This is a genomic window from Bradyrhizobium canariense, assembly GCF_018130465.1.
GTDB classification, from domain to species: Bacteria; Pseudomonadota; Alphaproteobacteria; order Rhizobiales; family Xanthobacteraceae; genus Bradyrhizobium; species Bradyrhizobium canariense_C.
Genome location: NZ_JAFCKJ010000002.1, coordinates 888,384 through 914,527, shown reverse-complemented (window position 1 = coordinate 914,527; position 26,144 = coordinate 888,384). Strand labels below are relative to the sequence as shown.

The window sequence follows — 26,144 nt, the reverse complement described above, 5'->3', positions numbered from 1 at the left end:
TCGAACAGGCGGTGGCGCAACCTATATAACAGGCATGCGTCCGCAAGACATCCTGCTGCCCGTCGCGAGCGGTCTGTGCTGCAAGCCCGGCGGCTTCCATATCGACCCCGTCCGCCCGGTGGAGCGGGCCGTGATCACCCACGGCCATTCCGACCATGCCCGCGCCGGCCACGGCGCGGTGCTGGCGACGCAGGAAACGCTGGACATGATGCGGCTGCGCTACGGCGAGAATTTTGCCGGATCGACGCAAGCGATCCGCTATGGCGAGGAGATCCGACTCGGCGAGACCAGTGTGAAGTTTCATCCGGCCGGCCATGTGCTGGGTTCGGCGCAGGTCGCGGTCACCTGCAAGGACACCTGCATCGTCGCCTCCGGCGACTACAAGGATGCGCCCGACCCGACCTGCACGCCGTTCGAGCTCGTGCCCTGCGACGTCTTCATCACCGAGGCGACGTTCGGGCTGCCGGTGTTTCGCCATGGCGATGCCGCCGACGAGGTCAAGAAGCTGTTGGCGTCGGTGGCGCTGTTTCCGGAGCGCGCGCATCTCGTCGGCGCCTATTCGCTCGGCAAGGCGCAGCGCGTGATCGCGCTGCTGCGCCAAGCGGGTTACGACGCACCGATCTATCTGCATGGCGCGATGGAGAAGATCACGCATTACTACCAGAGCCGCGGCATCGCGCTCGGCGAGCTGCGGCCGGTGATGGGCGTGAAGAAGGCGGCGCTTGCCGGCACCATCACGCTGGCGCCGCCCTCGGCGACCTCGGATCTCTGGACGCGGCGGTTCCCCGATCCGGTCACGGCATTCGCCTCCGGCTGGATGCGCGTGCGCGCCCGCGCGCGGCAACGCGGCATCGAGCTGCCGCTGGTGATCTCGGATCACGCCGATTGGGACGGCCTCACCGCCACGATCGCCGCGACCGGCGCCGGCGAGATCTGGGTCACCCACGGCCAGGAAGACGCGCTGGTGCATTGGTGCCAAAGCAAGGGTCTGCGGGCACAGCCGCTCGATCTCGTCGGCTATGGCGACGAGGAGGAGACCGAGACGCCGCTCGCTGGCGAGGCCGACGCATGAACCGCTTCGCCGGACTTCTCGACCGCCTCGCCTACGAGCCCGGCCGCAACAACAAGCTGCGGCTGATCACCGGCTATTTTCGCGAGGTCGCCGATCCCGACCGCGGCTACGCGCTGGCCGCGCTGACCGGCGCACTGAGCTTCAAGCACGCCAAGCCCGCGCTGATCCGCGACCTGATCGCGTCGCGCACCGATCCGGTGCTGTTCGGGCTCTCCTATGACTATGTCGGCGACCTCTCGGAGACGGTGGCGCTGATGTGGCCGAAGGTGCATGGCAATGCGCAGTCTTTTCCGAGCCACCCCTCTCCCCCGCCCTCCCCCGCAAGGGGGGAGGGAGCGCAGCGGAGTGCGCGGCTGCCAGTGAGCACAACAAACGTTGGCGATTCTGAGAGTGATGGACGCACGCCTCTCACCGTTCCCTCCCCCCTTGCGGGGGAGGGTCAGGGAGAGGGGTACCGCGGGCGAGATGGCAATGAGTCCCTTCACCCCAGCAGCCACAACAACCCACCGCCGCCGACCCTGGCCGAAGTCGTCACCACGCTGCGCACGCTCGGCAAGACCGAGCTGCCAAGACAGCTCGAACGCTGGCTCGACGAGCTGGATGAGACCGGCCGCTGGGCGCTCTTGAAGCTCGTCACCGGCGCGTTGCGCATCGGCATCTCCGCGCGCCTCGCCAAGACCGCGGCCGCGGCACTCGGCGACAAGGACCCGCATGAGGTCGAGCTGATCTGGCCCGGCCTCGCGCCACCCTATCTCGACCTGTTCGCCTGGCTGGAAGGCCGCGGCGACAAGCCGGTCAATCGCGATCCCGCGCCGTTTCGCCCGGTGATGCTGGCGCATGCGATCGGGGAGACGGACTTCGCCGCGCTCGATCCCGCCGACTACATCGCCGAATGGAAATGGGACGGCATCCGCGTGCAGGCGGTGGCAGGCCGCGATGAGCACGGCCATATTACCGCGCGGCTCTATTCGCGCACCGGCGAGGACATCACGGGCAGCTTTCCGGACCTCGTGCCGTCGTTGCGGCTGGCAGGCGCAATCGACGGCGAGCTCCTGATCCTGCGCGAAGGGCGCGTGCAGAGTTTCAATGTTCTGCAACAGCGCCTCAACCGCAAGGTCGTGTCTGCGAAGCTGATCAAGGAGTTTCCGATTCATCTGCGCGCCTACGATCTGCTCGGCGACGACGAGAACGATCTGCGCGAGCTGCCTTTTGCGGAGCGGCGCGAACGGCTGGATACCTTCATCGGGAAGCTAGACGATCCCCGCATCGATCTCTCGCCCACCGTCCCCTTCGCAAGCTGGGAGGCGCTGACCGCCGCACGCGCCGATCCCGCCAGCGCTGGTGCGGGCGAAGACGCGGACGCCGTCGAAGGTGTGATGCTGAAGCGGCGCGATGCACCCTATCTGCCCGGACGGCCGAAGGGACAGTGGTGGAAGTGGAAGCGCGATCCGCACATCATCGACGCGGTGCTGATGTACGCGCAGCGCGGCCACGGCAAGCGCTCGTCGTTCTATTCCGACTACACCTTTGGCGTTTGGACCGGCGACGAGTTGGTGCCGGTCGGAAAAGCCTATTTCGGCTTCACTGACGAGGAGTTGCTCCAGATCGACCGCTTCGTGCGTCGCAATACCACCGAAAAGTTCGGTCCCGTCCGCCACGTCGTGCACGAGCCGGACAAGGGCTTGGTGCTGGAGGTCGCCTTCGAGGGGCTGCAGCGCTCGCCGCGGCACAAATCCGGCGTCGCGATGCGCTTTCCCCGCATCAGCCGCTTGCGCTGGGACAAGCCGCCGCGGGAGGCCGACCGGCTGGAAACGCTGGAAAAGATGCTGAAAGCGGAGGCGGCCGAGGTTGAAGCGTGAGGCCTACCCTGATGATGGCCCGCGCGCAGTCAGCCCGCGGCATGTGCTTGCGCGAATTAAAATCCCGTAAGCCGATTGACGCCCCGTTACGGGTTCCCCATGTCCCCCGCCGTGCCCTATGATAGGGTCGAATCCGCCCAAGGAGTTTCCAGATGGTCCAAGACGTCAGAGATTTGCCGGCCGGCCGCAGTGATGGCCTGAACCGCTTTCTCGGCGGCTCGCCGCTGGCGGTCGCGTTTCGCCTGGTCCTGCTCTCGATCCTCGTCGGCGTCGTGCTGGCGGCGATCGGCTTCGATCCCTGGAATATCATCAACAGCATTCGTCTCTTGTTCCAGCGGCTGTGGGATCTCGGCTTCGATACCGTGAACTGGCTGTGGCGCTACTTCCTGCTCGGCGCCGTCATCGTGATCCCGATCTGGCTGCTGATGCGCGTTTTCGGCGCGCCGCGCAGGTAAGGATTTGGGAGCCAGCGGCCGATGCAATTGCGCTTTGTCGGCTGCGGCGACGCCTTCGGATCCGGCGGCAGGCTCAACACCTGCTTCCACGTCTCGGGGCGCGAGGCCAACTTCCTGATCGATTGCGGCGCGTCGGCTCTGCCGGCGCTGAAGCGACTCGAGATCGACCGCAATGACATCGATCTCATCCTGATCACGCATTTCCACGGCGACCATTTTGCCGGGCTGCCGTTTGTCCTGCTCGACGCACAATTCTCGCGGCGGACGCGGCCGCTCACGATCGCCGGCCCCAAGGGCATCGAGACGCGGCTGCGTGAGGTGATGGAGGCTCTGTTCGAGCACTCCTCGAAGACGAAACAGCGCTTCGAGCTGTCCGTCGTCGAGCTCACGCCCGAGCAGAGCCAAAGCTTCGGCGCGCTGACTGTGACGCCCTACCCCGTCGTGCACGGCGAATCCGGCGGACCGTTCCTCGCCTATCGCGTAGAAGCCGAGGGCCGCACGCTGGCCTACAGCGCCGATACCGAATGGACGGAGACGCTCATTCCGCTGGCGCATGGCGCGGACCTTTTCATCGCCGAAGCCTATATGTACGAGAAGGTGGTCAAGAATCACCTCAGCCTGAAGACCTTGGAACAGCATCTTCCCGAAATCGGCGCAAAACGCCTCGTCCTCACCCATATGAGCGAAGACGTGCTGTCGCGCCTCGACGACATCGCGCATCTCGCCGCCGAAGACGGCATGGTGCTCGTGTTCTGACATGCACGCACCCGTTCACTTAAAGATCGGCTCCCGTCAGGTCTTCGCCATCGCAGGCCCCGCGATGGTCGCGAACCTCACCACGCCGCTGATCGGCGTGGTCTCGACCACCGCGATCGGACGGCTGGACGACGCCGCGCTGCTCGGCGGCGTCGCCATAGCGTCCGTCATCTTCGATTGCCTGTTCTGGCTGTTCGGCTTCCTGCGCATGAGCACGCTCGCCTTCACGGCGCAGGCGCTCGGCGCCGGCGAGACGCGCGAGCTGACCGCGATCCTGGTGCGCGGCTTCATCGTCGCCGGTCTGATCGGCATAGCGCTGATCGTGCTGCAACTGCCGCTGGCCGCCGTGCTGTTCGACCTGATGGGCGGCAGCGAAGGCGTCACGCGCGCGGCAAAAACCTACTTCGTGATCCGGATCTGGTCGGCGCCGCTGGCGCTCGCCAATTATGTCATCCTCGGCTGGCTGGTCGGCCAGGCCCGCGCCAATCCCGCGCTCGCGCTCCAGGTCGTCATCAATCTCGTCAACGCGGCGGCGACGATTTTGCTGGTGCTGGTCTACGATACCGGCATCGCGGGTGCTGCGATCGCAGCGGTGCTGTCTGAAGCGGCCGGGTTCGGACTCGGCGTGATCGTCTGCCGCCGCTATGCGGCCGGTGGGTTCGCGGTGCCATACGCAGCCCTGTTCGACCGGGCCAAGCTGATGCGGCTGCTGGCGGTGAATTCCGATATCCTGATCCGCACCGCGGCGCTGATCGCCGTGTTCCTGTTCTTCACCGCCAAGGGCGCGCGGTCCGGCGACGTCACGCTGGCCGCCAATTCGGTGCTCAACAACTTTCTGCTGGTCAGCGCCTTCTTCCTCGATGGTCTTGCGAACGCAGCCCAGCAGCTTTGCGGCCGCACGCTTGGCGCACGCGACGCCAAGGGATTTGCGGATTCGACCCGGCTGGTGCTGCTATGGGGGCTCGGCTTCGCGCTGGTCGTGTCCGCGTTGTTCGCCCTGTTTGGGCCGACCCTGATTGATTTCATGACGGCGAGCGAAGCCGTCCGTCGCGGCGCGCGGGAATTCCTGCCGTTCGTCGTGCTTGCGCCCATTCCGGGCGTGTTCGCCTTCGGCTTCGACGGCATCTATATCGGCGCGACCTGGGCGCGCGAGATGCGCAATCTGATGCTGGCCTCGCTCGCGATCTTCCTCGCCACATGGTGGGCGCTGCAATCGTTCGGCAATGCCGGACTGTGGAGCGCGCTGATTGCCTCCTACGTCTCGCGCGGCGGCCTGCAGGCCGCGCGCTATCCGGCGCAGTACAGGAAGACGTTTCCGAAATCGTAGCTCTCGTGTCCCGGACGCGCTGCAGCGTGAAACGCTGCTGCGCAGAGCCGGGACCCAGCAGGCATGGGCCCCGGATCAGCAGCGCACCGCTACGCGCTGCGCTGCATCCGGGGCACGAGACCGCCTCACATCCCCGGCCAGTCTTCCGCCGTCAGCGTGGCGGCGTCGGTGCCGACGATCTCGGAGAGAGAATCCCTCCCGGTGCGCAATAGCGTCGAGGCGAGGTCGCGCTTGATCTCGTCGACGAGGCCGAGGCCCTTGTAGACCAGCGAGGAATAGAGCTGGATCAGGCTCGCACCGGCGCGGATTTTCGTCAGCGCGGCGCCGCCCGAGTCCACGCCGCCGACGCCGATCAGGGGGAATGCGCCTTCGACGCGCACATAGGTCTCGGCGACCATCCGCGTCGACAGCCGGAACAGCGGCCGGCCGGACAGGCCGCCCTGCTCCTTCGCGCGCATCTCCTCGCGCAGCGTGCTCGGCCGCGCGATCGTGGTGTTCGACACGATCATGCCGTCAACCCGGCGCGAGCGCGCGACCTGCACGACGTCGTCGAGCTGGGCGAGGCTTAGATCCGGCGCGATCTTGAGCAGCACCGGCGTGTCGCCGGCCTTCTGGCGCACCCGCTCGCGCGCGTCGATCACCCTGGCGAGGAGATCGTCGAGCAGCGCGCCTTCCTGCAAATTGCGCAGGCCCGGCGTGTTCGGCGAGGAGACATTGACGGTGAAATAGCTCGCCACCGGCGCAAAGGTCTCGATCAGCCTGACGTAATCATTGACGCGATCAGGCGAATCCTTGTTGGCGCCGACATTGACGCCGACGATGCCGCCGTGCTGCGCGCGCGCCGCGAGCCGGCGCAACGCGATCTCCGCGCCGTCATTGTTGAAGCCCATGCGGTTGATCACGGCCTCGTCGCGCTCCAGACGAAACAGCCGCGGCCGCGGATTGCCGCTTTGCGGCTTCGGTGTCACCGAGCCGATCTCGACGAAGCCGAAGCCGAGCCGCAGCAGCGCATCCGGCACTTCGGCGCTCTTGTCGAAGCCCGCGGCCATGCCGATCGGATTGGGGAAGTTGAGCCCGAAGGCACGTACCGCGAGCTTGGGATCATCAGCATGCGGCTTGCCGGGCGGCAGAAAGCGCAGGCCCTGGATCGCGAGGCGATGCGCATCCTCCGGATCGAGCCAGCGCAACACCGGCAGCGAGAGAGCGTCGAAAGCGCGGATCACGGGGCAAGCTCCGGAACATCGTGGCCGCCGTCGGAGCGCGTGTTGAGGTTCATCACCGAGAGCACCGCACCGAGATCGAGCTCGCCATAGAGATGCGGAAACAGCTCCTCATTGCGCGAACGCTCCCAGCGCAATTCGCTGCCGAGCGCATTGTCGTCGACCTCGACCAGGAACAGCGCGCGCTGCCCGAAATAATGCTTGCGCAGGGTCTCGGGAACCTGGGCGGCGGTCGAGAAATGGATGAATCCGTCGCGCGAATCGTCCGCGCTGCCGCGGTAGACACCCTGCCGTTCCGCCTCGCGCCAGGCCGAGGCCGGACAGATTTTGTAGATCTTGACCACCGCTTGCGCAGCCCTGTTTGCTCGTTGAGTCTTTTGGGGTTTTCGTCTCGTGCGGGTCCCTGAAACCCGGGCGCGACCGTAATGGCCGCCCCCTCCGAACTCAAGGCTTAGAGCCATTTCCGCTCCGATGAAATCGGAACGGGCTCCAAATTCCTGTTTTGACGCGTTTTCCTGATGCGAACCGGTATCCACTACGCTTGAAAACGCGCCCGCCTCCCCCTTGCGCGAAAAATGGAAAACCGGTTGATTTGAGGATAGTTTTCCTGAGTTGCGACGGGCTGGACCTTCCCATGGTCAGGCAGGCCAAAGCGCAGAGGATGCTGACACACGACCAGATCTGGGTCGCACTGGATCGGCTGGCGGCGCGCGCCGGCTTGTCGCCGTCGGGCCTCGCCAAGCGCGCCGGGCTCGATCCCACCACCTTCAACAAGTCCAAGCGCGTCACCTCCGACGGCCGCGAGCGCTGGCCCTCGACCGAATCGATCGCGAAAGCGCTGGCGGCGGCAGATTCGTCGATCGATATCTTTGCCAGGCTGGTCGGCGACGAGGCAGGCGACGGCCGCTCGGTGCCGCTGCTCGGCTTCGCGCTGGCGGGCGTGAGCGGCGCCTTCGACGAGTCCGGCTTTCCCATCGGCAAGGGCTGGACCGAGTTTGCCCTTCCCGCCGCCGAGGGCAACCACAGCTTCGCGCTGCAGATTTCCGGCGACGCGCTTGCGCCCGCCTATCGCGACGGCGACATCATCCTGGTCTCGCCCGGCGCGCCGATCCGCAAAGGGGATCGCGTGGTGATGAAGACCAAGGCGGGCGCGGTGACGGTGGCGACGCTGAAGCGCCGCACGGCAAAGGCTCTCGCTTTGCAGCCGCTCGATGCCTCACAGGCCGAGCGCACGATGGCGGCGAGCGACGTCGGCTGGATCGCGCGGATCGTGTGGGCAAGCCAGTGATCGCGTCTCGCCTGGCGTCGTGACCGGGCGATGACGTCAGCCGCGCCGCATTCGCCGCGGGCAGCCTTGCGACTCAGCATCTCTCTCGCATAGGTTGCGGCCACCAATTGCCGATCAAATTCATCTTGAGGGAATATGATGAATCGACGTCACGCATTGAAGGCCCTGGCGGGTCTTGCGCTTTGTCCGCTCTGCAAGCCGGCCTACGCCGCCGAAGGTGCGCATTGGAGTTATGAGGGCATCGGCGCGCCGGCCAAATGGGGCGATCTCGACGCGGCCAACAAGGCCTGCGCGGTCGGCCTGCAACAATCGCCGATCGACATCGAGGCGACGGTCAAATCGCAATTGCCCGCGCTGAAGCTGAACTGGGGCAAGAGCGCCGACACCATCGTCAACAACGGGCACACGATCCAGCTCAACTTCACCGAGGGCAGCACGCTCACGCTCGGCGACGTCAAATACAAGCTGCTCCAGGTGCATTTCCACCGGCCGAGCGAGCACATGATCGGCGGCAAGAATTTTCCGATGGAGGCGCATTTCGTCCACCGCAACGATGCCGGCGGGCTCGCCGTGGTCGGCGTGCTGATGGCCGAGGGCAGGCCGAACCCGGCCTTCGGCAAGATCGTCAAGACCATGCCGGCCGCGGAAGGTCCCGCCGTGAAGGCGGATACGACCATCGATCCCCACGCCATGTTGCCCACGAGGCTCAGCTATTTCCGCTATCCCGGCTCGCTGACGACGCCGCCCTGTTCCGAGGTCGTCGAATGGCTGCTGCTGACCGACCCGATCCAGGTGTCGGCCACCGATGTTGCCGCCTTCGCAAAGCTCTATCCGATGAACGCGCGCCCGGTGCAGAAGGACAACCGGCGCTACGTGCTGCGGTCGATCTGAGCGGGGGCTGAAGGTCAGCACCCAACCAAAATTGTCGTCCCGGCGAAGGCCGGGACCCATAGCCACAGGGAGAAGTTGGGCGGAGGATCGAAATTGCGCTTCGGTACGACGACCGTCGCTACCCGATAGATCACGCGGTATGGGTCCCGGCCTTCGCCGGGACGACGTTGTAGAAACATCCCGTTCCTACAACACCGCTACGCACTCCGCGCCAGCGCGCCGTCGATCATGTTCACCGCGTTCTGCACGCCATACACCGCGACGAAGGAGCCGAAGCGCGGACCCTTTTCCTGGCCGAGCAGCACCTGGTAGAGCATGTTGAACCAGTCGAGTGTCACGCCGGGACGGCCGTCCTTGCCCTTCTTGACCTGGTCGAGGAACGGCTCGCGGCGGCCGATCTCGTAGACGACGTTCTGGATGTCCTCGGCCGATGCGTCCTGCGGAAGCTGCGATAGCGCGTCACGCAGATCCTGTAGCGCCGCGCGCTCGGTCTCGGTCGGTTCGCGGAACGTCTTCGTCGGCGCGACGAAGTCGCGGTAGTAGTTGATGGCATAGCCGACCATCGCATCGAGCTTGGGATGCGTCTGCGGGCTCACGCCGGGCCGATAGCGGCCGATGAAACCCCATAGCGTCTCGGCATTCTCCGCATTCGACGACGACACCAGCGTCAGCAAGAGCTGGAACGTGACGGGCATGTCGAACTTCGGCGGATGGCCGCTGTGGACATGCCAGACCGGATTGCCGAGCTGCTGCTTGGCGTCCTGCTTGGCAAAGCCGTCGATGAACTGCTGGTAGTCGTCGACGTTGCGCGGGATGACGTCGAAATACAGCCGCTTGGCCGCCTTCGGCTCGCGATACATGAACAGCGACAGCGATTCCGGCGAGGCATAGCGCAGCCATTCGTCGATGGTGAGGCCGTTGCCCTTCGACTTCGAGATCTTCTGGCCCTTGTCGTCGAGGAAGAGCTCGTAGTTGAAGCCTTCCGGCGGCGTGGCGCCGAGCGCCCTCGCGATCGCGCCGGAGAGTTTTACCGAATCGATCAGGTCCTTGCCGGCCATCTCGTAATCGACGCCGAGCGCGACCCAGCGCATCGCCCAGTCGGCCTTCCACTGGCATTTTACATTTCCGCCGGTGACGGGCGTCTCGACCTCCTGGTTCGTGTCCGGATCGACATAAGTCACCGTGCCCGCCGCGACATCGCGGCGGATCATCGGCACCTGCAGCACGACACCCGTCGTCTTGCTGATCGGGAGGAACGGCGAGTAGGTCGCGCGGCGGTCGGGTCCGAGCGTCGGCAGGATGATCGCCATCACCTTGTCGTAGGCCGCGAGCATCTTGAGCAGCGTCGCGTCGAAACGGCCCGACGTATAGTAGTCGGTCGAGCTCGCGAATTCGTAGTCGAAGCCGAAATGATCGAGGAAGGCGCGCAGCCGCGCATTGTTGTGGTGCCCGAACGACGGGTACTCGTTGGAGAACGGATCCGGCACCCGCGTCAGCGGCTTGCCGAGATGCGCGGCCAGCATCTCCTTGTTGGGGACGTTGTCGGGCACTTTCCGAAACCCGTCCATGTCGTCGGAGAACGCGAGCAGGCGCGTCCTGATCTTGTTTTCGGTCAGCACATGGAAGGCGTGCCGCACCATCGAAGTGCGCGCGACCTCGCCGAAGGTGCCAATATGCGGCAGGCCTGATGGCCCGTAGCCGGTCTCGAACAGCACCTCGTCCTTCGGGCTTTTCTTCAGCCGCGCGACAATGGCCTTCGCCTGCTCGAAAGGCCAGGCGTTGGATTGTTCGGCGAGCGCACGCAGATCGCTCGGGTTCGCGGCAAGATCGATAACGGACATTGAGGGGCCTCCGGGCCGCGGAAAATAGCGATTTCCAGGCAGAATGCAATTTTGCGGGGTGGGCAACCGCACCGACCGTCATTGCGAGCGAAGCGAAGCAATCCAGAATCTTTCCGCAGAAGCACTCTGGATTGCTTCGTCGCTACGCTCCTCGCAATGACGACGAGGAGGCAGCGAAGCTAAAACGGGCTCACCGAGAAATACCGCAGCCACAAATCCGTGTAGCGGCCCTTTTCCCAGACACGGAACATCGCCCAGTTCAGGGCCTGGCGCAGCACGTCGTTGCCCTTGCGCACGGCGATGCCGATGCCTTCGCCGAAGAAACGGCTCTCGACGAAGGGGCCGCCGGAGAAGGCGCAGCAATCGCCGGAATCGGTGCCGTTGATCCAGAACGCGAGCGCGATGGCGTCGCCGAAGATGAAGTCGACCTCGCCCTTGCGCAGGGCGCCGCGCATGGCATCGTCATTGGGATAGGGGTGCAGCTCGGCGTCGGTGAACATCGCCTTGAGATAGGCTTCATGCGCGGAGCCGGCGATGACGCCGACCTTCTTGCCCTCGAGATATTCGGGCCGGATCTCCGGCATCACCGCGTCCTTGCGCGAGGCGAAGCGCGCCGGCACGCGATAATAGGGGTCGGTGAAGTCGACGCGGGCGCGGAGCTGCGGGCTCACCGCCATCGAGGCAATGATGGCATCGCCCCGGTTGGAGGCGAGCGCATCGACCAGCGTCTCAAAGCGGCGCATCTGCACGGTGCAGGTGACCTTGATCTCCTCGCACAGCGCGCGGGCGAGGTCGACGTTGAAGCCGGCCGGATTGCCGTCGGCGCCGGTGTAGTTGAACGGTGGATAGTCAGTCTCGGTCAGGAAACGGATCACGGTCAGGCGCGACAGGTCCGGCCGTTCCGGCCGCCGCCGCGGGTCCCAGAAGCCGGGTACGGCCTGCGGGGCTGCCTGGGGCGCGACCTGCGGGGTGGCCTGGGGGGCCGCCGGAGGCTGCTTGGCCGGCACCTGTGCCTGCGCGCCGGGCAGGCCCGCGAGCAGGCAAACGCCAGCCGCCACGCCGAGCAGGACACGGCGCACGGTTTTGAACGATTTTGCCTGTCGCGACGGGGCCATCGGCGGGAAATGAACGAATTTCGTGGGATCGGAGGGCCTTATAGACCATCCGCCCGGGAACGCGAGGGCCGATTGCGGTTAATCGCGGAGCCTACAGATACCGCTTCAACTCCACCGCGGCCTCTTCCGGCGTGCGCTTCAGGTTGAACGGCGAGACGAAGCGGCCGTCGCGGTCCATCAGATAGATCAGCGCGGTGTGGTCCATGGTGTAGTCGCCGTCCTTGGTCGGGACCTTTTTGGCGTAGACCCGGTAGGAGGTGATCACCTTGGCGGTCTCGGCAGGATCGCCGCTGAGGCCTTCGAGGTGCGGGTCGAAGCTCGACAGATATTCCTTCATCGTCGCAGGTGTATCGCGCTCGGGATCGACCGAGATGAAGACGGCATTGACCTTGTCGGCGTCCTTGCCCATCGCGCGGAGCACTTCCGAGATCTCGAACAGCGAGGTCGGGCAGACATCGGGGCAATGGGTGTAGCCGAAGAAGATCAGGGTCGGCTTGCCCTTCAGGTTCTTGTCGGTGACGGCCTTGCCGTTCTGGTCGGTGAGCTGGAACGGGCCGCCGATCGCGGCCGGCTGCGCCACCTTGCTGACCCCGCCCATGGCCCAGAATACGATCAAGAGCCCAACGACGAGGCTTGCGGCGAAGGCGGTCGCGATCACCAGCGGACGGGCGGCGGAGCTCATGGGCGGAAAACTTCCTGTCGCGGGTCAGAAGCAGGCGGCAAAGCCGGTCCTGACCATTTCGAAGAACACCTGGCTGCCGTAGTGGAACCAGAGCACGAGCGCGCCGAGGACGACCAGGCCGCCGACGCCAGCAGCTGCCAACAGCAGCACGAACGGCGTCCGGCCAGCAGTGGGCGAATTGTCCGATACAGGATGGGCGGGGTGCAGTGGTTGAGCCATGACAACGATCGGGGTGAAGGCCGGAGTTCCCGAGCGTTCAGATAAGCTTTGCCCCGCCTGCGGGCAAGGCGCCGCTGGCTGGCAAACAATCCCGTCAGGCCGAGGATGTCAGTGCAGGAGCTGGCCCCGGGCGGATTCGAGCCGGTCCGCTTGCGGGAGTGGCCCGCGCGAGGGCTTGTTGGTCGAGGCCTGCGCGTCCAGGTAGCAGGGCTTGTACATGGCCTGGAGCTGCTTGCCCTTCAGGAAGAGCATGTGCGGGGTGAGGCCACCGCGCTGCATGATCCAGCGCTTCACCTGCGACGGATACATCGCATAGAGCATCTGGGTCGCTTCGGAATTGGTGACGGCGCGGCCGTTGGTGCCGAAATCCCAGGCGGCGTGGAAGCCGAGCGTCGCGTGCGAGGTCACACAGATCCGGTCGGACGGGATGGCGCCGAGGACGATGGTGCAGGCCGAGGCGCAAAGGCCATCGATGATGACGGTGTCACCGGACTGGCGCAGGTCCTGGTATTTGTCGACGTAGGTTCCGATCCGGCCGCCGCGATCATCCGCGATCCGAACCACTGCGTGAGAAGCCCCCACGCCCGCGATCAGGAGAACCGCCGCAAGCAACCCCGTCAGAAACTTCATTGGCCCCCGCCCCCAGTCAAATGCGAATCTGCGTGTCAGGTGGTGATGCCCTGCTAGGGTCTGTCGTAACCGCGGTTTTGTCTAGGCATGCCGGCTCGCTCAAAACAAATTCAAATCCAGTGTTGCGCCCACGCTGCACTCGGCCGGTCTTTATCCCGAAGTGGAACAAGTTAACGATGTCTTACGCGCCACACCCTTGATCTCAGTTGCAACCGCTGGCTTCAATCCGGGCAACTACAGGGGGGAACCGATGGAGGGGGAAACACATGGCCAACGACATGGCTGAAGAGACCGACGTCATCGTTGTCGGCGCAGGACTGTCGGGCCTCGTGGCCGCAACCGAGATCGCGGACGCCGGCAAGCGCGTGATCGTGGTCGACCAGGAGGGCGAGCAGTCGCTCGGCGGCCAGGCGTTCTGGTCGTTCGGCGGATTGTTCCTGGTCGATTCGCCGGAGCAGCGTCGGCTCGGCATCAAGGACTCCTTCGACCTTGCGATGCAGGACTGGCTTGGCACCGCCGGCTTCGACCGTGACGATGACTTCTGGCCGCGCCAATGGGCCGAGGCCTATGTGGCGTTCGCGGCCGGCGAGAAGCGTGCCTGGCTGCGCGCGATGGGCCACCGCATCTTCCCCGTGGTCGGATGGGCCGAGCGCGGCGGCTATGACGCGATGGGCCACGGCAATTCGGTGCCGCGCTTTCATGTCACCTGGGGCACGGGGCCCGGCATCGTCGAGCCGTTCGAGCGCCGCGCGCGCGAGGCCGTCGGAAGCGGCCGGCTGAGCTTCAGGTTCCGCCACCGCGTCGATGCGCTCTCGATCACCAACGGCACGGTGGATGGCGTCAGCGGCGCCATTCTCGCCCCCGACAATGTCGAGCGCGGCAAGAGCTCATCGCGCAACGTCGTCGGCGAGTTTGCGTTGAAGGCGCAAGCCGTGATCGTCGCCTCCGGCGGCATCGGCGGCAATCACGAGCTGGTGCGGCAGAACTGGCCGAAGCGGCTCGGCGCGCCGCCGAAATTCATGATCTCCGGCGTGCCCGAGCATGTCGACGGCCGCATGATCGGCATCACCGAGAAATCAGGCGCGCGGCTGATCAATCGCGACCGCATGTGGCACTATGTCGAAGGCATCCAGAACTGGAATCCGATCTGGCCGCGCCACGGCATCCGCATCCTGCCCGGCCCCTCCTCGATGTGGTTCGACGCCACTGGCGCGCGATTGCCGGCGCCGCTCTTCCCCGGCTCCGACACGCTCGGCCAGCTCCAATACATCATGTCCACCGGCTATGATTATTCCTGGTTCATCCTGACCCAAAGCATCATCAAGAAGGAGTTCGCGCTGTCGGGCTCGGAGCAGAACCCCGACCTCACGGGCAAGAGCTGGCGCATGACAATCAAGCGCGCCACCAACAAGGGCGCGCCGGCGCCGGTGGAAGCGTTCAAAAGCCATGGTGTCGACTTCATCGTGCGCGACAAGATCGAGGACCTCGTCGCGGCCATGAACAAGCTGGCCGGCAGCGACCTCCTCAAGCTCGAGCACATCAAGATGCAGATCGAGGCGCGCGACCGGGAGATCGCCAACCCTTATGTCAAGGACGCGCAGGTGATGAACATCCACAATGCGCGGCGCTACATCGGCGACAGACTGATCCGCACCGCCTCCCCGCACCGCATCCTCGATCCCGCGCAGGGGCCGCTGATCGCGGTCAAGCTCAACATCCTCACCCGCAAGACGCTGGGCGGCTTCGAGACCGACCTCTCTTCGCGCGTGTTCGGCGAGGAGGGCAGCGTCATCCCCGGCCTCTATGCGGCGGGCGAAGCCGCCGGCTTCGGCGGCGGCGGCGTGCACGGCTATCGCTCGCTGGAAGGCACGTTCCTCGGCGGCTGCCTGTTCTCGGGCCGCAATGCGGGCCGCGCCGCGGCGAAGGCGGTGGGCTAGATCATGCGGCGGCGGATGCGCATCGGGGCGTTTGTTGCGGCATTGGCTGCCGCCTCGGCTGCATCCGCCGACACGATCGACATCGACGGTGTGAAGCGGTCCTACACTGTGCAACTGCCGACGAAGCGGCTCGTGCCGCTCGTAGTCGTGCTGCACGGCAAGACCCAGCGCGGCGCCGACATGATGACGCGGACGGCGTGGCCGCAGGTCGCCAAGCGCGAAGGGTTTGCCGTGGTCTTTCCCGACGGGCTCAACAATGCCTGGGCCGATGCGAGGACGAAGGCAGGACCCGCGCTTCGTGGACCACCTCCGGGCACCGATGACATCGCGTTCATCGCAAAGCTCGTCGACAAGCTCGTGGCCGACGGCACCGCCGATGCGAAGCGCGTCTACGTCACCGGCGTTTCCAATGGCGGCGCCATGGCGATGACGCTCGTCTGCGCCCGCGCCGATCTGTTTGCGGCCGGCGCCAGCGTGATCATGAATCTCACCGAGGAAGCCGCGGTCACATGCCATCCGTCGCGGCCGCTGCCTATGCTGATCATCAACGGCACGGCCGACCCGCTGGTCCCCTACGAAGGCGGCCGCGGATCGAGCTATTTTGCCGCAGACGGGTTCTGGTCCACCGACGAGACGCTGGCGTTCTGGCGCAAGCTCAATGGCTGCGAGGCGGATGACGCTGGCGTGACAGACCTGCCCGACAAAAATCTCGCCGACCAGTCCACCGTCACACGGATCACCTCGCGCTGCCCGACGGGGCACGACGTCGTGCTCTATCGCGTCAACCATGGCGGCCACCGCATGCCCGGCTTCGCTCCGGATGCCCGCTTCCCGAAGATCGCGGCACGCCTGCTTGGGCCGCAGAACGCCGACATCGACGGCGCCGAGACGATCTGGACGTTCTTCAGCCGGTTTCCATAAAGCGATGCATGCATCCCCGGCGACGCATGCGCCGCTGGGGTGGCACGCAGCGGGCCGCTGCGCTAGACAGGGCCGCCATTCAAAGGAGTTCCCCAATGAGCATTCAGCGTCTTGAAACCGGCCCGCGCATGAGCCAGGTCGTCGTGCACGGCAACACCGTTTATCTTGCCGGTGTCGTCGCCAACAACGCCGCCGGCGAAAGCGTGACCAAGCAGACCCAGGACATCCTGGCGACCATCGACAGCCATCTCGCCAAGGCCGGCACCGACAAGTCGAAACTGCTCTCGGCCACGATCTACATCACCGACATGAAGACGTTTGGCGAGATGAACGCAGTGTGGGACGCCTGGGTCTCGCCCGGCAACACCCCGGCACGCGCCACCGTCGAAGCCAAGCTCGCCGCGGCGCAATACACCGTCGAGATCATGGTCACCGCGGCGAAGTAACTTCGCGACAACATTATTGGGAACGTCTGAAGCGCGATGAGAACATCATCGCGCTTCAGTTGTTTCTGGCGCATGACCTCCGAGGTAATCGATCAGCGCGCGCGAACCTTCGATAGTCAGGTCAGCCGAACGGCGCCATCGAAGGAGACGACAATGACCGACCCCATCACCATCGCCCGCCGCTACATCGATCTCTGGAACGAGCGCGCCACCAGCCGCCGTCGCGAACTGCTCAGCGAGAACTGGACGGCGGATGCGAGCTATGTCGATCCCCTGATGAAGGGCGACGGCCATGACGGCGTCGATGCGCTGATCGCAGGCGTGCAGCAGCGCTTCCCCGACTTCAAGTTCACGCTGATCGGCGAGCCCAACGGCTATGGCGACCACGTCCGCTTCAACTGGGGCCTCGGCCCCGACGGCGTCGACAGCCCGATCAAGGGGACGGACTTCGCCGTGCTGAAGGACGGCCGCATCAGGAGCATAACGGGATTTCTGGACCAGGTGCCCGCGGGCGCGTGAGCAGCGCCTGGAATTCCCAATCTCGTCATGCCCGGGCTTGTCCCGGGCATCCACGTTCTTCGTGCAGTTGGCGACCAAGTGCGTGGATGGCCGGGACAAGCCCGGCCATGACGATGCGGAAACGCCGGTGTGCCACCTCAATCAACCGCCAACCGATACGCAGCCTTCGCGTTCACACCAAACGCCTTCTCCCGCACCTGCGGCCCGAGCTTCATCAGGCATGCCTCCAGCGCCCCCTTGATCTCGCCGTAGCTTCCGGCAAGCAGGCACACCGGCCAGTCCGAGCCGAAGATCAGGCGATCCTCGCCAAAGCATTTCGCGGCGTGCGCGACGAACGGGAACAGCCGCTCCGCATCCCAATCGTTCCACACCGCTTCCGTCGCCAGCCCCGAGACCTTGCACCAGACATTGCCGCACGCCGCGAGTGCCGCGATGCGATCGGACCATTCGTTGCTTCCGCCGTCGGCGATCGGCGGCTTGGCCGCGTGGTCGAGCACGAAGCGCGCCTGCGGGAAGGCTTGTGCGGTTGCGATCGCGGCCGGCAGCTCGCGGGTGCGGACCAGGAAATCGTAGGCGAGATCGTGCGCAAACACGGCCGTGAGACCACGCTGGACGTCTTCGCGCAGCAGCCAGTCAGGATCGGCCTCGTCATGAACCTGGTGGCGGATACCGACCAGCTTGTCGCCGCCGGGCGACGCGCGCAGCCGGTCCAGCGTTTCGCCAAGTGCAGCGTCGGTCAGATCAGCCCAGCCGACGACGCCGATCACCGAGGGCGTCGCATGCGCGATCCGCAGGAATTCCTCGGTCTCCTCGAGCGCGGAGCGGCACTGCACCACGATGCTCGCGTCGATGCCGTTCGCGTTCAAGAGCGGTGCCAGATCAGCTGGGCCGAAGGCGCGCCGGATCGGCGTGAGCTCGGGCGCATCCATCCAGGGATAGTCGGCGCGCGCGGGATCCCAGAAATGCTGATGCCCGTCGACGATCATGACTTACGCTCCGCCCGGCAACGGCGCGCGGGCGTCGACGAGTTTTCGCCCACGCAGCTCCTGCCAGAACGCCGCCGGCACCGCCATCTCCGACATCGCGATGTTGTCGGCGACTTCCGCGGCGTTGCGCGCGCCCATCACGGCGACCGTGACGGCCGGATGGGCCATGCAGAACTGCAGCGCGGCGGCTTTCAGCTCGATGCCGTGCTTGCGGCAGAGCTCGTCGAGCGCGAGCGCACGGGCGATGAGTGCCGCATCGGCATCCTGATAGTCGAACTTCGCGCCCGCGTGCGGATTGGCCAAAATGCCGCTGTTGTAGATGCCGCCGAGCAGGATGCCGATGCGCTTCGCGGCGCAGATCGGGAACAGCGCATCCAGCGCGCCCTGGTCGAGCAGCGTGTAGCGGCCGGCCAGCAGGAAGCAGTCGACCGGAACGGCCTCCGCAAACCGAACCAGCATGTCCGACTGGTTCATGCCGGCACCGATCGCCTTGACGGTACCGTCGGCGCGCAGGCGCTGGAGCGCGCGGAAGGCGCCGGCCACGGCGTCATCGTAATGGTCGTCGGGGTCATGCACGAGCAGGACATCGACGCGGTCGAGCCCCAGGCGCGCCAGGCTTTCCTCCACCGATCGCATCACGCCGTCATAACTGAAATCGAATACCGGCCGTTCGCGCGACGTGCCCTTGTAATGCTCGTCCTCGGCGGCAGCGCCATCGGGCGCACGCAACAGGCGGCCGACCTTGGTCGAGATGGTGTAGGAGTCGCGGGGCTGTTGCCGCAGGAATGCGCCAAGCCGTCGCTCCGCGAGGCCAAAGCCGTAGAGCGGCGCGGTGTCGAAGAAGCGGATTCCGAGCGACCAGCCGCGGGCGATCGTCGCTTCGGCATCGGCATCGCTGACGGGGGTGAACAATCCGCCGAGCGGGGCGGAACCGAGGCCGAGTGAGGTGACGTCGAGAGAGCCGAGCCGCGACCTTTTCATTCCCATTGCCTTCCAACAGTCTTCTTTCCGCAAGTCTTTTTTCGAAACTCCTGCTTCCGCAAATCGTGCTTCCGCAAGTCTTGTGTCCGGAAGTCTCGCTTCCAACAGCCAAAATCATCTCTCCCGCTTGCGAAAACCGCAAGCGGGAGAGGCACGCAGGAGCGCGGGGCTGGCGGCGCTCCTACTTCAACATCTGCGCAACGTTGTCCTTGGTGACGAGATCGAGGCCGGTATAGACGATCTCCGGCACCTTCTCGCCCTTCTTGATGGCGAGCAGCGTGTCCATCGCCTTCTCGCCCATCTCGAACGGACGCTGGCCGACCAGCGCATTGGCATAGCCGTCACGCAGCAGCTCGAGCTGCATCTTGAGCGTGTCGGCGACGACCAGCGTGAACTTGCCGGAATCGATGTCCTTCTTGGACCTCGAAGCGAAGGCCTTGAAGCCCTCGGGGGCGAACATCGGCCAGCCGCCGATGGGAACGATCGCCGCAAGGTCAGGCGTCGAAGTCCGCACGTCGGTCATCTGCTGGACCGCCAGCGCGGGATCGTCGTTGCAGAACGTCGGAGAGCCCGCGACCTCGGTCCATTTCGAGCCCTTCAGCGCCTCGCGGACGCCGTCGACGCGCTCGGCGAGGTTCTTGGCGCCTGGACCACCCGAGACCATGGCGTATTTGCCGCCGTCGGGCCGCAACTTCACGAGCTGCTTGCCGAGTGCGACGCCGAACTCCTTGTTGTTGGTGCCGATATAGGCGATGCGCTTGGAGCCGGGTGCATCGGCATCGAAAGTGATGACGGGGATGCCGGCCGCTGTCGCCGCCTCGATCGACTTGGTCATGGCCGCGACGTCGGCGACCGAGATGGCGAGGCCGTCGACCTTCTGGGTGACGAAGTCCTGGATGATCTGGGCCTGCGTCGCCGGCTCATGCTCGACCGGCCCCTTGTAGATGCACTCGACATTGCCGAGCTCCTTGGCACGCTTCAGGCAACCGTCGCGCGCGAAGTCGAAGAACGGATTGTTCATCGCCTTGGGCACGATCACGAAACGGTAGTTCGCGGCAAACGCCGGCGTTGCCATCATCGCGACGGCGATGCCGGCAAAAAGAAGTTTCCTCATCGTCTCCTCCACCCTTCTTTGGCGCCCATCCTCTTAAGATCGTCCGGGAAGCGGACAGGCGACATTTTCGTTGCCCTCCCGGAACGACGTCATTTCAGATCATCCGCGAGCGGATGCGGTCGACCAGTACGGCCAGGATGATGATCACGCCCACCAGCGTCTGCTGCCAGTAGGAGCTGACCTGGGCGAGCACGAGGCCGTTGCGGATCACCTCGAGCAGCACGCAGCCGACGATGGCCCCTAACGGACCGCCGATGCCGCCGGCGAGATTGGCACCGCCGATGACGGCCGCAGCGATCACGTTGAGCTCGTAGGACGTCGCCATGTTGGCCGGCGCCGACCCAAGCCAGCCGGAGATGATGATGCCCTGGAGGCCCGCGGCGAGCGCGCAGGTCACATAGACCTCGATCTTCACCCGCACGACCGGGATGCCGGTGAGTTCGGCCGCCTTCTCGTTGCCGCCGAGCGCGAACACGTGACGGCCGAACGAGCTGTGGTGCAGCACCACGGCCATCGCCAGCGCGAGGACCACCAGATAGATGAAGGGCACCGGCACGCCGAGCACGTCGCCCGAGGTGAGCGCGTAGAAATAATCGGCATCCGGTCCGCCCGGGAAACTGCCGCGGCCGTTGGAGACGACATAGCCGAGCCCGCGCACGATCGAGAGCATGCCGAGCGTGGTGACGAAGGGCGACAGGCCGAGCACGGCGATACAGAAGCCGTTGACGAGGCCGGCGAGCAGCGCGACGCCGAGGCCCGCGAGGATCGAGACCAGCAGGATCAGGCCGGGGACATTGGCCAGCACGGTCTTGCCGTCGGCCGCCATGTGCACGAACAGGGAGCCCGCGGCCGAGCCGGGCGCCGACAGCTCGGTCATCACCATCGAGGTGATCATGGCGGAGAAGCACATCATCGAGCCGACCGACAGGTCGATGCCGCCGGTGATGATCACGAAGGTGACGCCGAGCGTGGCGATGGCGATGAAGGAGAAATTCTTCGCCACGTTCTGAATGTTGCCTTCGGTGAAGAAATACGGGCTGGCGAAATGCATGACCACCAGCAGCACCGCCAGCGCGAGCAGGACATAGCCGGTCTGTGACGCGAAGATGCCGCGCTGCCACCACCTGATCCGGCCGACATTGGTGAAGCTGATCGGAGATTCCATGGGCATGGCCATCACGCCGCCTCCTTAGCGCCGGTGATCAGGGCGGTGACTTCCTCGGGCGAGGTCTGGTGGATGGGCTTGTCGGCCCGCTTCTCGCCGCGGCGCATGACGATGACGCGGTCGCACACCGCGAACACATCGGGCATGCGGTGCGAGATCAGCATCACGGCAACGCCCTGCTCCTTCAGTCGGTGGATCAGGCCGAGCACCTGCTCGACCTGGCGCACCGAGATCGCGGCCGTCGGCTCGTCCATCATCACCAGCCTGGCATTGGAGAGCCGCGTCCGCGCGATCGCAACCGCCTGGCGCTGGCCGCCCGACATCTGCTTGACGAGATCGTCGGGGCGCGTTTCCGAGCGCAGCTCGCCGAACAGCTCCAGCGCACGCGCCGCCATCGCCTTGTGGTCGAGCAACGCGAACGGGCCGAACCTGCGCTTCAGCTCGCGGCCGAGGAAGACGTTGGCCGCTGCGGTGAGATTGTCGGCCAGTGCAAGGTCCTGGTAGACCACCTCGATGCCGACGCCGCGCGCATCGATGGGCCGGTTGAAATGAACCGCGCTGCCGGCGAAGCGGATTTCACCGTGGCTGGGGCGGAAATTGCCGGCGATGATCTTGACCAGCGTCGACTTGCCCGCGCCGTTGTCGCCCATCAGGCCGACGACCTCGCCGGGGAGGACCTGCAGGTCGACGCCGTGAAGCGCGCGGATCGCGCCGAACTCCTTGCCGATGCCGGTCAGCTCGAGAACCGGTGTCGCTTCAGTCGTTGTCATCGGCGGCTTTCCTCAGACGTAGCGGTTGACCAGGGATTCCAGATATTCCTGCCGGCCCGAGCGCGGCTGCGGGTCAAAGCCCGGGCCGAGCGCGCGGTCGGCAAGTTCGGCGAGCGAGCGCTGGCCGCCGAGAATGGCGCGGCCCTCGGGCCCGGCCCAGCCCTCGTAGCGCTTCGCGAGCGGCGCAGTGAGGACGCCGGCGTCGACCATGTCCGCGGCGGCGAGGAAGGCGCGCGCGCAGGCGTCCATCGAGCCGACATGGGCATGAATCAAATCGTCGGGGTCGATCGACTGGCGGCGGATCTTGGCGTCGAAATTCAGCCCGCCCGAGGTGAAGCCGCCACGGTTCAGGATCTCGTGGAACACCAGAGCGAGCTCCGGCACGTTCATCGCGAACTGGTCGGTGTCCCAGCCGAGCAGATCGTCGCCGCGGTTGATGTCGAGCGAGCCGAAGACACCCAGCGCCTCGGCGAGCGCGACCTCGTGATGGAAGGAGTGGCCGGCGAGGATGGCGTGGTTCTGCTCGATGTTGAGCTTGACGTCCTTCAGCAGGTCGTAGCGCGCGAGGAAGCCGTAGCAGGTGGCGACGTCGAAATCATATTGATGCTTGGTCGGCTCCTTCGGCTTCGGCTCGATCAGGATCGGCCCCTTGAAGCCGATCTTGTGCTTGTGCTCGACGACGAGCGAGACGAAGCGGCCGAGCTGGTCGAGCTCGCGCTTGAGATCGGTGTTGAGCAGCGTCTCGTAGCCCTCGCGGCCGCCCCACAGCACGTAGTTCTGGCCGCCGAGTCGGTGCGTCACCTCGAGCGCGGCGCGGACCTGGCCGGCGGCATAGCTGAAGATCTCCGGGTCTGGATTGGTCGCAGCGCCCGCCATGTAGCGGCGATGCGTGAACAAATTGGCGGTGCCCCAGAGCAGGCGCACTTTGCTTTGCGCCATCTTCGCTTCGAACAGATCGGCGATGGCGTTGAGGTTGGCGACGGATTCGCTGAGCGAGTTGCCTTCCGGCGCCGCATCGACGTCGTGGAAGGTGAAGAAGGGCACGTCGAGCAGGCGGAACAGCTCGAAGGCGACATCCGCCTTGGCGCGCGCCTGCGCCATCGCATCGGTGCCGTGGTGCCAGGGCCGCAGGAACGTCTCACCGCCAAACGGATCGCCGCCGGGCCAGCACAACGAATGCCAATAGCAGACCGCAAAGCGCAGATGGTCTTCCAGCCTGCGACCATGGACGAGGCGGTCCTTGTCGTACCAGCGGAAGGCGGGCGTGTTTCCCGCATCTCCGCCGGCGAAGGCGACAGGCGTGCTTGTATCGAAGAATTTCGCGGACGCGTTCACTCAGGCACACTCCTTCAACGCAGGATAAAGCTCGCGCCAGCGGCGATAGGCCTCGTCATAGGCCGCGCTGACCGATGCGCGCGGCGTAAAGCTCGCGAGCCGCCGCGGACGGGTGCACACCGCAGCCGCGTCTTCGCCGGTGGCGGCGAGCCGGCCGAGCCTGGCGGCGCCGAGCGCCGCCCCGACCTCGCCTTCCTCGACGCGGTGGACGGGAATGCCGAGCACATCGGCGCAGATCTGCGCCCACAGCGGCGAGCGCGAGCCGCCGCCGACAAGATCGACCTCGGCAAGCGGCCCGCCGGCCGCGCTCAGCGCCGCCAGATTGTCGCGCGCGGCGAAGGCGACGCCTTCGAGCACGGCCTGAACGATCTGCCCGCGCCCGGTCGCACCGCGCAGGCCGACCAGGGCGCCGCTGGCGGCGGCATCGTTGTGCGGCGTGCGCTCGCCGTCGAGATAAGGCAGGAATTTGACCGGGCTTGGTCCATCGACGCGCTCGCCGAGCGGCGCCAGCAGCGCAGGCGCGGGCATCTCCATCACGCCCGCGAGCCAGGCCAGCGACGCCGCAGCCGATAGCATCACGCCCATCTGATGCCAGCGGCCGGGCAGCGCGTGGCAGAACGCATGCACCGCCGAGGCCGGCGCCGGCGCGAACCGATCAGTGACGCGAAACACCACGCCTGAAGTTCCCAGAGACAGAAACGCATCCCCCGGCGCGATGGCGCCGAGCCCGATCGCGCTCGCGGCATTATCGCCAGCGCCGCCGGCGACCACGACATCCTTTGCCATGCCCCAGCGTTGCGCGTAGTCCGGCGCCAGCATCGCGCTGACCTCGCTGCCCTCGACGAGGCGCGGCATGTGGTGCAGATCGAGCCCGGTGGCATGCAGCAGCAGGGCTGACCAGCGGCGCAGACCGACATCGAGCCACAGCGTGCCGGCCGCGTCCGACATGTCCTCGATCATCTCGCCGGTCAGGCGATAACGCACATAGGCCTTCGGCAGCAGCACCTTTGCGATGCGCGCGAAGATTTTCGGCTCGTGCCTGGCGACCCAGAGCAGCTTTGGCGCGGTGAAGCCGGGCATTGCCAGATTGCCGGCGATCGTATGCAGCGATGGACAGCGCCGCTCCAGCGCGATGCATTCGGCATGCGAGCGGCCATCGTTCCAGAGGATCGCGGGGCGCAGCGGCCGTCCGTCCTCATCCAGCAGCGTCGCGCCATGCATCTGGCCGGACAGCCCGATGCCGCGCACTTGCGCGACCTCGCGCGGATGGCGGGCGGCAAGATCGTCGATCGCGCCGACCGCCGCATCGACCCAGGCATCGGGATCCTGCTCGGACCACAGCGGCGCGGGATGCGACAGCGCAAGCTCGCGCGCCGCCGTCGCGAGAACCGCGCCGGCTTCGCTCACGAGCACCGCTTTCACACCCGATGTGCCGATGTCGATTCCGAGATACACGCCATCCTCCCTTTCGCCAGTTGCGGTGCGCGAGCTCAACGTCGCCTTGCCCGCAACGGGTCGTTTTGAATTCCACCTGCCGCTAAGGCAGGTTGTCCCGCATCACGATGTCGATCCTGATCTTCTCCTGTTCGCGCAAGATCGGCTCGCCGCGGGCGAGCGCGAGCAGCACGCGCACGGCGGCGCGCGCTTCGTGTCCGGGGTTCTGCGAGATCGCGGCATCCATCACGCCCTGCAGCAGCAGCCGGCGCGTCAGCGCGGTGACGTCGTGTCCGACGAACACCACCTGCTTGTCGCGGCCGGCATCGCTCAACGCCTTCTCATTCAACGCCTTGTCACTCAACGCCTTGGCGACGCCTTGCGTGCCGGCGCCGACGTTATAAAGGCCGACAATGTCAGCATGCCTGCCCAGCAGCCGCGCCAACACCTGTTCGGAACGCCCATCCTCGTCGCGTCCTTCCAGCACCGGCAGCACGCTGAGGCCGGGGAATTCCGACGCCATCACCTGGTTGAAGCCAAAAATGCGCTCGGCGTGATCGCGCAGGCCCTGCGAGCCCGCGACGATCGCGACCTTGCCGGACCTTTGTCCGACCAGCCGCCCGACCAGCGCGCCGGCGGTGCGCCCCGCGGCAATGTTGTCGATACCGACATAATGATGCCGCCGCGACGACGGCACGTCCGAGACCAGCGTCACGACACTGGTGCCGGCATCGACGAGATCGTCGATGGCGGCGCGGACACCGGGATGGTCCAGCGCCACCACGGCGATGCCGTCGTAATCGTCAGAGAGCCCTTCCAGGGAAGCAGCGAGCACGGACGGATCGAACACGTCGGTTGCGACCGTCTCGACGCCGAGGCGGCGGGCCGACAGCCAGCCCGACATCTCGCCGAGATAGTCCTGGATCTGCTGCATGAACGGGTTCGGCCCCGATGGCATCACGAAGGCGAAACGGCGGGCGCGGCCGCGGGCGAGCTCGGCGGCGGCCACATGCGGCTGGAACGAATTGCGTTCAATCGCCTCCTTGACGCGCCGGACTGTATCCGGCCGCACGCCCGGACGATTGTGCAGGACGCGGTCAACCGTCGCGAGGCTGACGCCGGCCTGGCGGGCGATGTCCTTCAGCGTCAGCGCGGTCGTGGTGAGCGTCTCGGCCATGGCT

General features: G+C 65.9%; 26 protein-coding genes. 11 read left to right on the top strand and 15 right to left on the bottom strand.

Going from position 1 to position 26,144, the window contains the following annotated elements:
• Positions 1-34: 34 nt before the first annotated feature.
• The 5 genes from JQ591_RS08550 (at position 35) to JQ591_RS08530 (ending at position 5,469) form a co-directional block, all read left to right on the top strand.
• Positions 35-1,072 (top strand): ligase-associated DNA damage response exonuclease, encoded by a 1,038-nt coding sequence (locus JQ591_RS08550; protein ID WP_211395533.1) that lies wholly within the window; start codon positions 35-37, stop codon positions 1,070-1,072.
• Entirely contained in the window at positions 1,069-2,931 is a 1,863-nt protein-coding gene (locus JQ591_RS08545; RefSeq protein ID WP_211395532.1) for a cisplatin damage response ATP-dependent DNA ligase, read from the top strand. The genes JQ591_RS08550 and JQ591_RS08545 overlap by 4 nt, the downstream gene beginning before the upstream one ends.
• Positions 2,932-3,083: 152 nt before the next feature.
• Positions 3,084-3,386, top strand: a complete 303-nt coding sequence (locus JQ591_RS08540) for a DUF6460 domain-containing protein (RefSeq protein WP_211395531.1) — start codon at positions 3,084-3,086, stop codon at positions 3,384-3,386.
• Positions 3,387-3,407: 21 nt separating this feature from the next.
• The gene (locus JQ591_RS08535; RefSeq protein ID WP_211395530.1) at positions 3,408-4,142 is read left to right on the top strand and encodes an MBL fold metallo-hydrolase; all 735 of its coding nucleotides are present in this window, start codon (positions 3,408-3,410) and stop codon (positions 4,140-4,142) included.
• A gap of 1 nt (position 4,143) precedes the next feature.
• The gene (locus tag JQ591_RS08530) at positions 4,144-5,469 is read left to right on the top strand and encodes an MATE family efflux transporter (RefSeq protein ID WP_211395529.1); all 1,326 of its coding nucleotides are present in this window, start codon (positions 4,144-4,146) and stop codon (positions 5,467-5,469) included.
• Positions 5,470-5,594: 125 nt separating this feature from the next.
• Here JQ591_RS08530 and JQ591_RS08525 read toward each other — a convergent pair whose 3' ends face one another.
• Positions 5,595-6,692 (bottom strand): quinone-dependent dihydroorotate dehydrogenase, encoded by a 1,098-nt coding sequence (locus tag JQ591_RS08525; protein ID WP_211395528.1) that lies wholly within the window; start codon positions 6,690-6,692, stop codon positions 5,595-5,597.
• Positions 6,689-7,033 (bottom strand): DUF952 domain-containing protein, encoded by a 345-nt coding sequence (locus JQ591_RS08520; protein ID WP_211395527.1) that lies wholly within the window; start codon positions 7,031-7,033, stop codon positions 6,689-6,691. The genes JQ591_RS08525 and JQ591_RS08520 overlap by 4 nt, the downstream gene beginning before the upstream one ends.
• 290 nt (positions 7,034-7,323) lie before the next feature.
• On the opposite strand from JQ591_RS08520, the gene JQ591_RS08515 reads away from it, so the two are divergent.
• A complete protein-coding gene (locus JQ591_RS08515; RefSeq protein WP_211395526.1) occupies positions 7,324-7,977 on the top strand; it encodes a S24 family peptidase in 654 nt (217 codons plus the stop codon).
• Positions 7,978-8,115: 138 nt separating this feature from the next.
• A complete protein-coding gene (locus JQ591_RS08510; protein ID WP_211395627.1) occupies positions 8,116-8,868 on the top strand; it encodes a carbonic anhydrase in 753 nt (250 codons plus the stop codon).
• 197 nt (positions 8,869-9,065) lie between these two features.
• Here the strand turns inward: JQ591_RS08510 and JQ591_RS08505 are convergent, their stop codons facing one another.
• The 5 genes from JQ591_RS08505 to JQ591_RS08485 form a co-directional block, all read right to left on the bottom strand.
• A complete protein-coding gene (locus tag JQ591_RS08505) occupies positions 9,066-10,709 on the bottom strand; it encodes a lysine--tRNA ligase (protein ID WP_211395525.1) in 1,644 nt (547 codons plus the stop codon).
• Between the two features lie 179 nt (positions 10,710-10,888).
• Positions 10,889-11,824 carry a transporter substrate-binding domain-containing protein gene (locus tag JQ591_RS08500; RefSeq protein WP_211395524.1) on the bottom strand — a complete coding sequence of 312 codons (936 nt, stop codon included), beginning with the start codon at positions 11,822-11,824 and terminating at the stop codon, positions 10,889-10,891.
• A gap of 91 nt (positions 11,825-11,915) precedes the next feature.
• Positions 11,916-12,506: an SCO family protein gene (locus JQ591_RS08495; protein WP_211395523.1), complete on the bottom strand. Its 591-nt coding sequence runs from the start codon at positions 12,504-12,506 to the stop codon at positions 11,916-11,918.
• Positions 12,507-12,530: 24 nt separating this feature from the next.
• Positions 12,531-12,725 (bottom strand): hypothetical protein, encoded by a 195-nt coding sequence (locus JQ591_RS08490; protein ID WP_211395522.1) that lies wholly within the window; start codon positions 12,723-12,725, stop codon positions 12,531-12,533.
• 108 nt (positions 12,726-12,833) lie between these two features.
• Positions 12,834-13,355 (bottom strand): hypothetical protein, encoded by a 522-nt coding sequence (locus JQ591_RS08485; RefSeq protein ID WP_211395521.1) that lies wholly within the window; start codon positions 13,353-13,355, stop codon positions 12,834-12,836.
• A 278-nt stretch (positions 13,356-13,633) separates the two neighbouring features.
• On the opposite strand from JQ591_RS08485, the gene JQ591_RS08480 reads away from it, so the two are divergent.
• The 4 genes from JQ591_RS08480 to JQ591_RS08465 all read left to right on the top strand — a co-directional run bounded on the left by JQ591_RS08480 (position 13,634) and on the right by JQ591_RS08465 (position 17,178).
• On the top strand, positions 13,634-15,292 hold the full coding sequence (locus JQ591_RS08480; RefSeq protein ID WP_211395626.1) for an FAD-binding dehydrogenase: 1,659 nt from the start codon (positions 13,634-13,636) through the stop codon (positions 15,290-15,292).
• 3 nt (positions 15,293-15,295) lie between these two features.
• Positions 15,296-16,213 carry an alpha/beta hydrolase family esterase gene (locus JQ591_RS08475; protein ID WP_211395520.1) on the top strand — a complete coding sequence of 306 codons (918 nt, stop codon included), beginning with the start codon at positions 15,296-15,298 and terminating at the stop codon, positions 16,211-16,213.
• A 95-nt stretch (positions 16,214-16,308) separates the two neighbouring features.
• On the top strand, positions 16,309-16,659 hold the full coding sequence (locus tag JQ591_RS08470) for a RidA family protein (protein ID WP_007599359.1): 351 nt from the start codon (positions 16,309-16,311) through the stop codon (positions 16,657-16,659).
• A gap of 153 nt (positions 16,660-16,812) precedes the next feature.
• Positions 16,813-17,178: a nuclear transport factor 2 family protein gene (locus JQ591_RS08465; RefSeq protein WP_211395519.1), complete on the top strand. Its 366-nt coding sequence runs from the start codon at positions 16,813-16,815 to the stop codon at positions 17,176-17,178.
• 137 nt (positions 17,179-17,315) lie between these two features.
• On the opposite strand, the gene JQ591_RS08460 is transcribed toward JQ591_RS08465, so the two are convergent.
• From JQ591_RS08460 to JQ591_RS08425, 8 genes are all read right to left on the bottom strand, one after another.
• The gene (locus JQ591_RS08460; RefSeq protein ID WP_211395518.1) at positions 17,316-18,164 is read right to left on the bottom strand and encodes an amidohydrolase family protein; all 849 of its coding nucleotides are present in this window, start codon (positions 18,162-18,164) and stop codon (positions 17,316-17,318) included.
• A gap of 3 nt (positions 18,165-18,167) precedes the next feature.
• The gene (locus JQ591_RS08455; protein WP_211395517.1) at positions 18,168-19,145 is read right to left on the bottom strand and encodes an aldo/keto reductase; all 978 of its coding nucleotides are present in this window, start codon (positions 19,143-19,145) and stop codon (positions 18,168-18,170) included.
• 181 nt (positions 19,146-19,326) lie between these two features.
• Positions 19,327-20,259 (bottom strand): sugar-binding protein, encoded by a 933-nt coding sequence (locus JQ591_RS08450; protein ID WP_211395516.1) that lies wholly within the window; start codon positions 20,257-20,259, stop codon positions 19,327-19,329.
• 94 nt (positions 20,260-20,353) lie between these two features.
• Complete coding sequence (locus tag JQ591_RS08445) at positions 20,354-21,436, bottom strand: ABC transporter permease (protein ID WP_211395515.1); 1,083 nt, start codon at positions 21,434-21,436, stop codon at positions 20,354-20,356.
• Complete coding sequence (locus JQ591_RS08440) at positions 21,436-22,194, bottom strand: ATP-binding cassette domain-containing protein (RefSeq protein WP_211395514.1); 759 nt, start codon at positions 22,192-22,194, stop codon at positions 21,436-21,438. Before JQ591_RS08440 ends, JQ591_RS08445 begins: the two co-directional genes overlap by 1 nt.
• Before the next feature lie 12 nt (positions 22,195-22,206).
• The gene (xylA, locus tag JQ591_RS08435; protein WP_211395513.1) at positions 22,207-23,529 is read right to left on the bottom strand and encodes a xylose isomerase; all 1,323 of its coding nucleotides are present in this window, start codon (positions 23,527-23,529) and stop codon (positions 22,207-22,209) included.
• A complete protein-coding gene (xylB, locus tag JQ591_RS08430) occupies positions 23,530-24,984 on the bottom strand; it encodes a xylulokinase (protein ID WP_211395512.1) in 1,455 nt (484 codons plus the stop codon).
• Positions 24,985-25,066: 82 nt separating this feature from the next.
• Positions 25,067-26,140 (bottom strand): LacI family DNA-binding transcriptional regulator, encoded by a 1,074-nt coding sequence (locus tag JQ591_RS08425; protein WP_211395511.1) that lies wholly within the window; start codon positions 26,138-26,140, stop codon positions 25,067-25,069.
• Positions 26,141-26,144 lie beyond the last annotated feature (4 nt).

Coding starts and splice junctions, on each gene's coding strand:
- JQ591_RS08490 (WP_211395522.1), bottom strand. CDS start 12,725: ATGGCTCAACCACTGCACCCCGCCCATCCTGTATCGGACAATTCGCCC.
- JQ591_RS08460 (WP_211395518.1), bottom strand. CDS start 18,164: ATGATCGTCGACGGGCATCAGCATTTCTGGGATCCCGCGCGCGCCGAC.
- JQ591_RS08505 (WP_211395525.1), bottom strand. CDS start 10,709: ATGTCCGTTATCGATCTTGCCGCGAACCCGAGCGATCTGCGTGCGCTC.
- JQ591_RS08440 (WP_211395514.1), bottom strand. CDS start 22,194: ATGACAACGACTGAAGCGACACCGGTTCTCGAGCTGACCGGCATCGGC.
- JQ591_RS08475 (WP_211395520.1), top strand. CDS start 15,296: ATGCGGCGGCGGATGCGCATCGGGGCGTTTGTTGCGGCATTGGCTGCC.
- JQ591_RS08445 (WP_211395515.1), bottom strand. CDS start 21,436: ATGGCCATGCCCATGGAATCTCCGATCAGCTTCACCAATGTCGGCCGG.
- JQ591_RS08535 (WP_211395530.1), top strand. CDS start 3,408: ATGCAATTGCGCTTTGTCGGCTGCGGCGACGCCTTCGGATCCGGCGGC.
- JQ591_RS08510 (WP_211395627.1), top strand. CDS start 8,116: ATGAATCGACGTCACGCATTGAAGGCCCTGGCGGGTCTTGCGCTTTGT.
- JQ591_RS08485 (WP_211395521.1), bottom strand. CDS start 13,355: ATGAAGTTTCTGACGGGGTTGCTTGCGGCGGTTCTCCTGATCGCGGGC.
- JQ591_RS08455 (WP_211395517.1), bottom strand. CDS start 19,145: ATGAAAAGGTCGCGGCTCGGCTCTCTCGACGTCACCTCACTCGGCCTC.
- JQ591_RS08540 (WP_211395531.1), top strand. CDS start 3,084: ATGGTCCAAGACGTCAGAGATTTGCCGGCCGGCCGCAGTGATGGCCTG.
- JQ591_RS08530 (WP_211395529.1), top strand. CDS start 4,144: ATGCACGCACCCGTTCACTTAAAGATCGGCTCCCGTCAGGTCTTCGCC.
- JQ591_RS08425 (WP_211395511.1), bottom strand. CDS start 26,140: ATGGCCGAGACGCTCACCACGACCGCGCTGACGCTGAAGGACATCGCC.
- JQ591_RS08465 (WP_211395519.1), top strand. CDS start 16,813: ATGACCGACCCCATCACCATCGCCCGCCGCTACATCGATCTCTGGAAC.
- JQ591_RS08470 (WP_007599359.1), top strand. CDS start 16,309: ATGAGCATTCAGCGTCTTGAAACCGGCCCGCGCATGAGCCAGGTCGTC.
- JQ591_RS08500 (WP_211395524.1), bottom strand. CDS start 11,824: ATGGCCCCGTCGCGACAGGCAAAATCGTTCAAAACCGTGCGCCGTGTC.
- JQ591_RS08515 (WP_211395526.1), top strand. CDS start 7,324: ATGGTCAGGCAGGCCAAAGCGCAGAGGATGCTGACACACGACCAGATC.
- JQ591_RS08450 (WP_211395516.1), bottom strand. CDS start 20,259: ATGAGGAAACTTCTTTTTGCCGGCATCGCCGTCGCGATGATGGCAACG.
- JQ591_RS08550 (WP_211395533.1), top strand. CDS start 35: ATGCGTCCGCAAGACATCCTGCTGCCCGTCGCGAGCGGTCTGTGCTGC.
- JQ591_RS08545 (WP_211395532.1), top strand. CDS start 1,069: ATGAACCGCTTCGCCGGACTTCTCGACCGCCTCGCCTACGAGCCCGGC.
- JQ591_RS08480 (WP_211395626.1), top strand. CDS start 13,634: ATGGCTGAAGAGACCGACGTCATCGTTGTCGGCGCAGGACTGTCGGGC.
- JQ591_RS08495 (WP_211395523.1), bottom strand. CDS start 12,506: ATGAGCTCCGCCGCCCGTCCGCTGGTGATCGCGACCGCCTTCGCCGCA.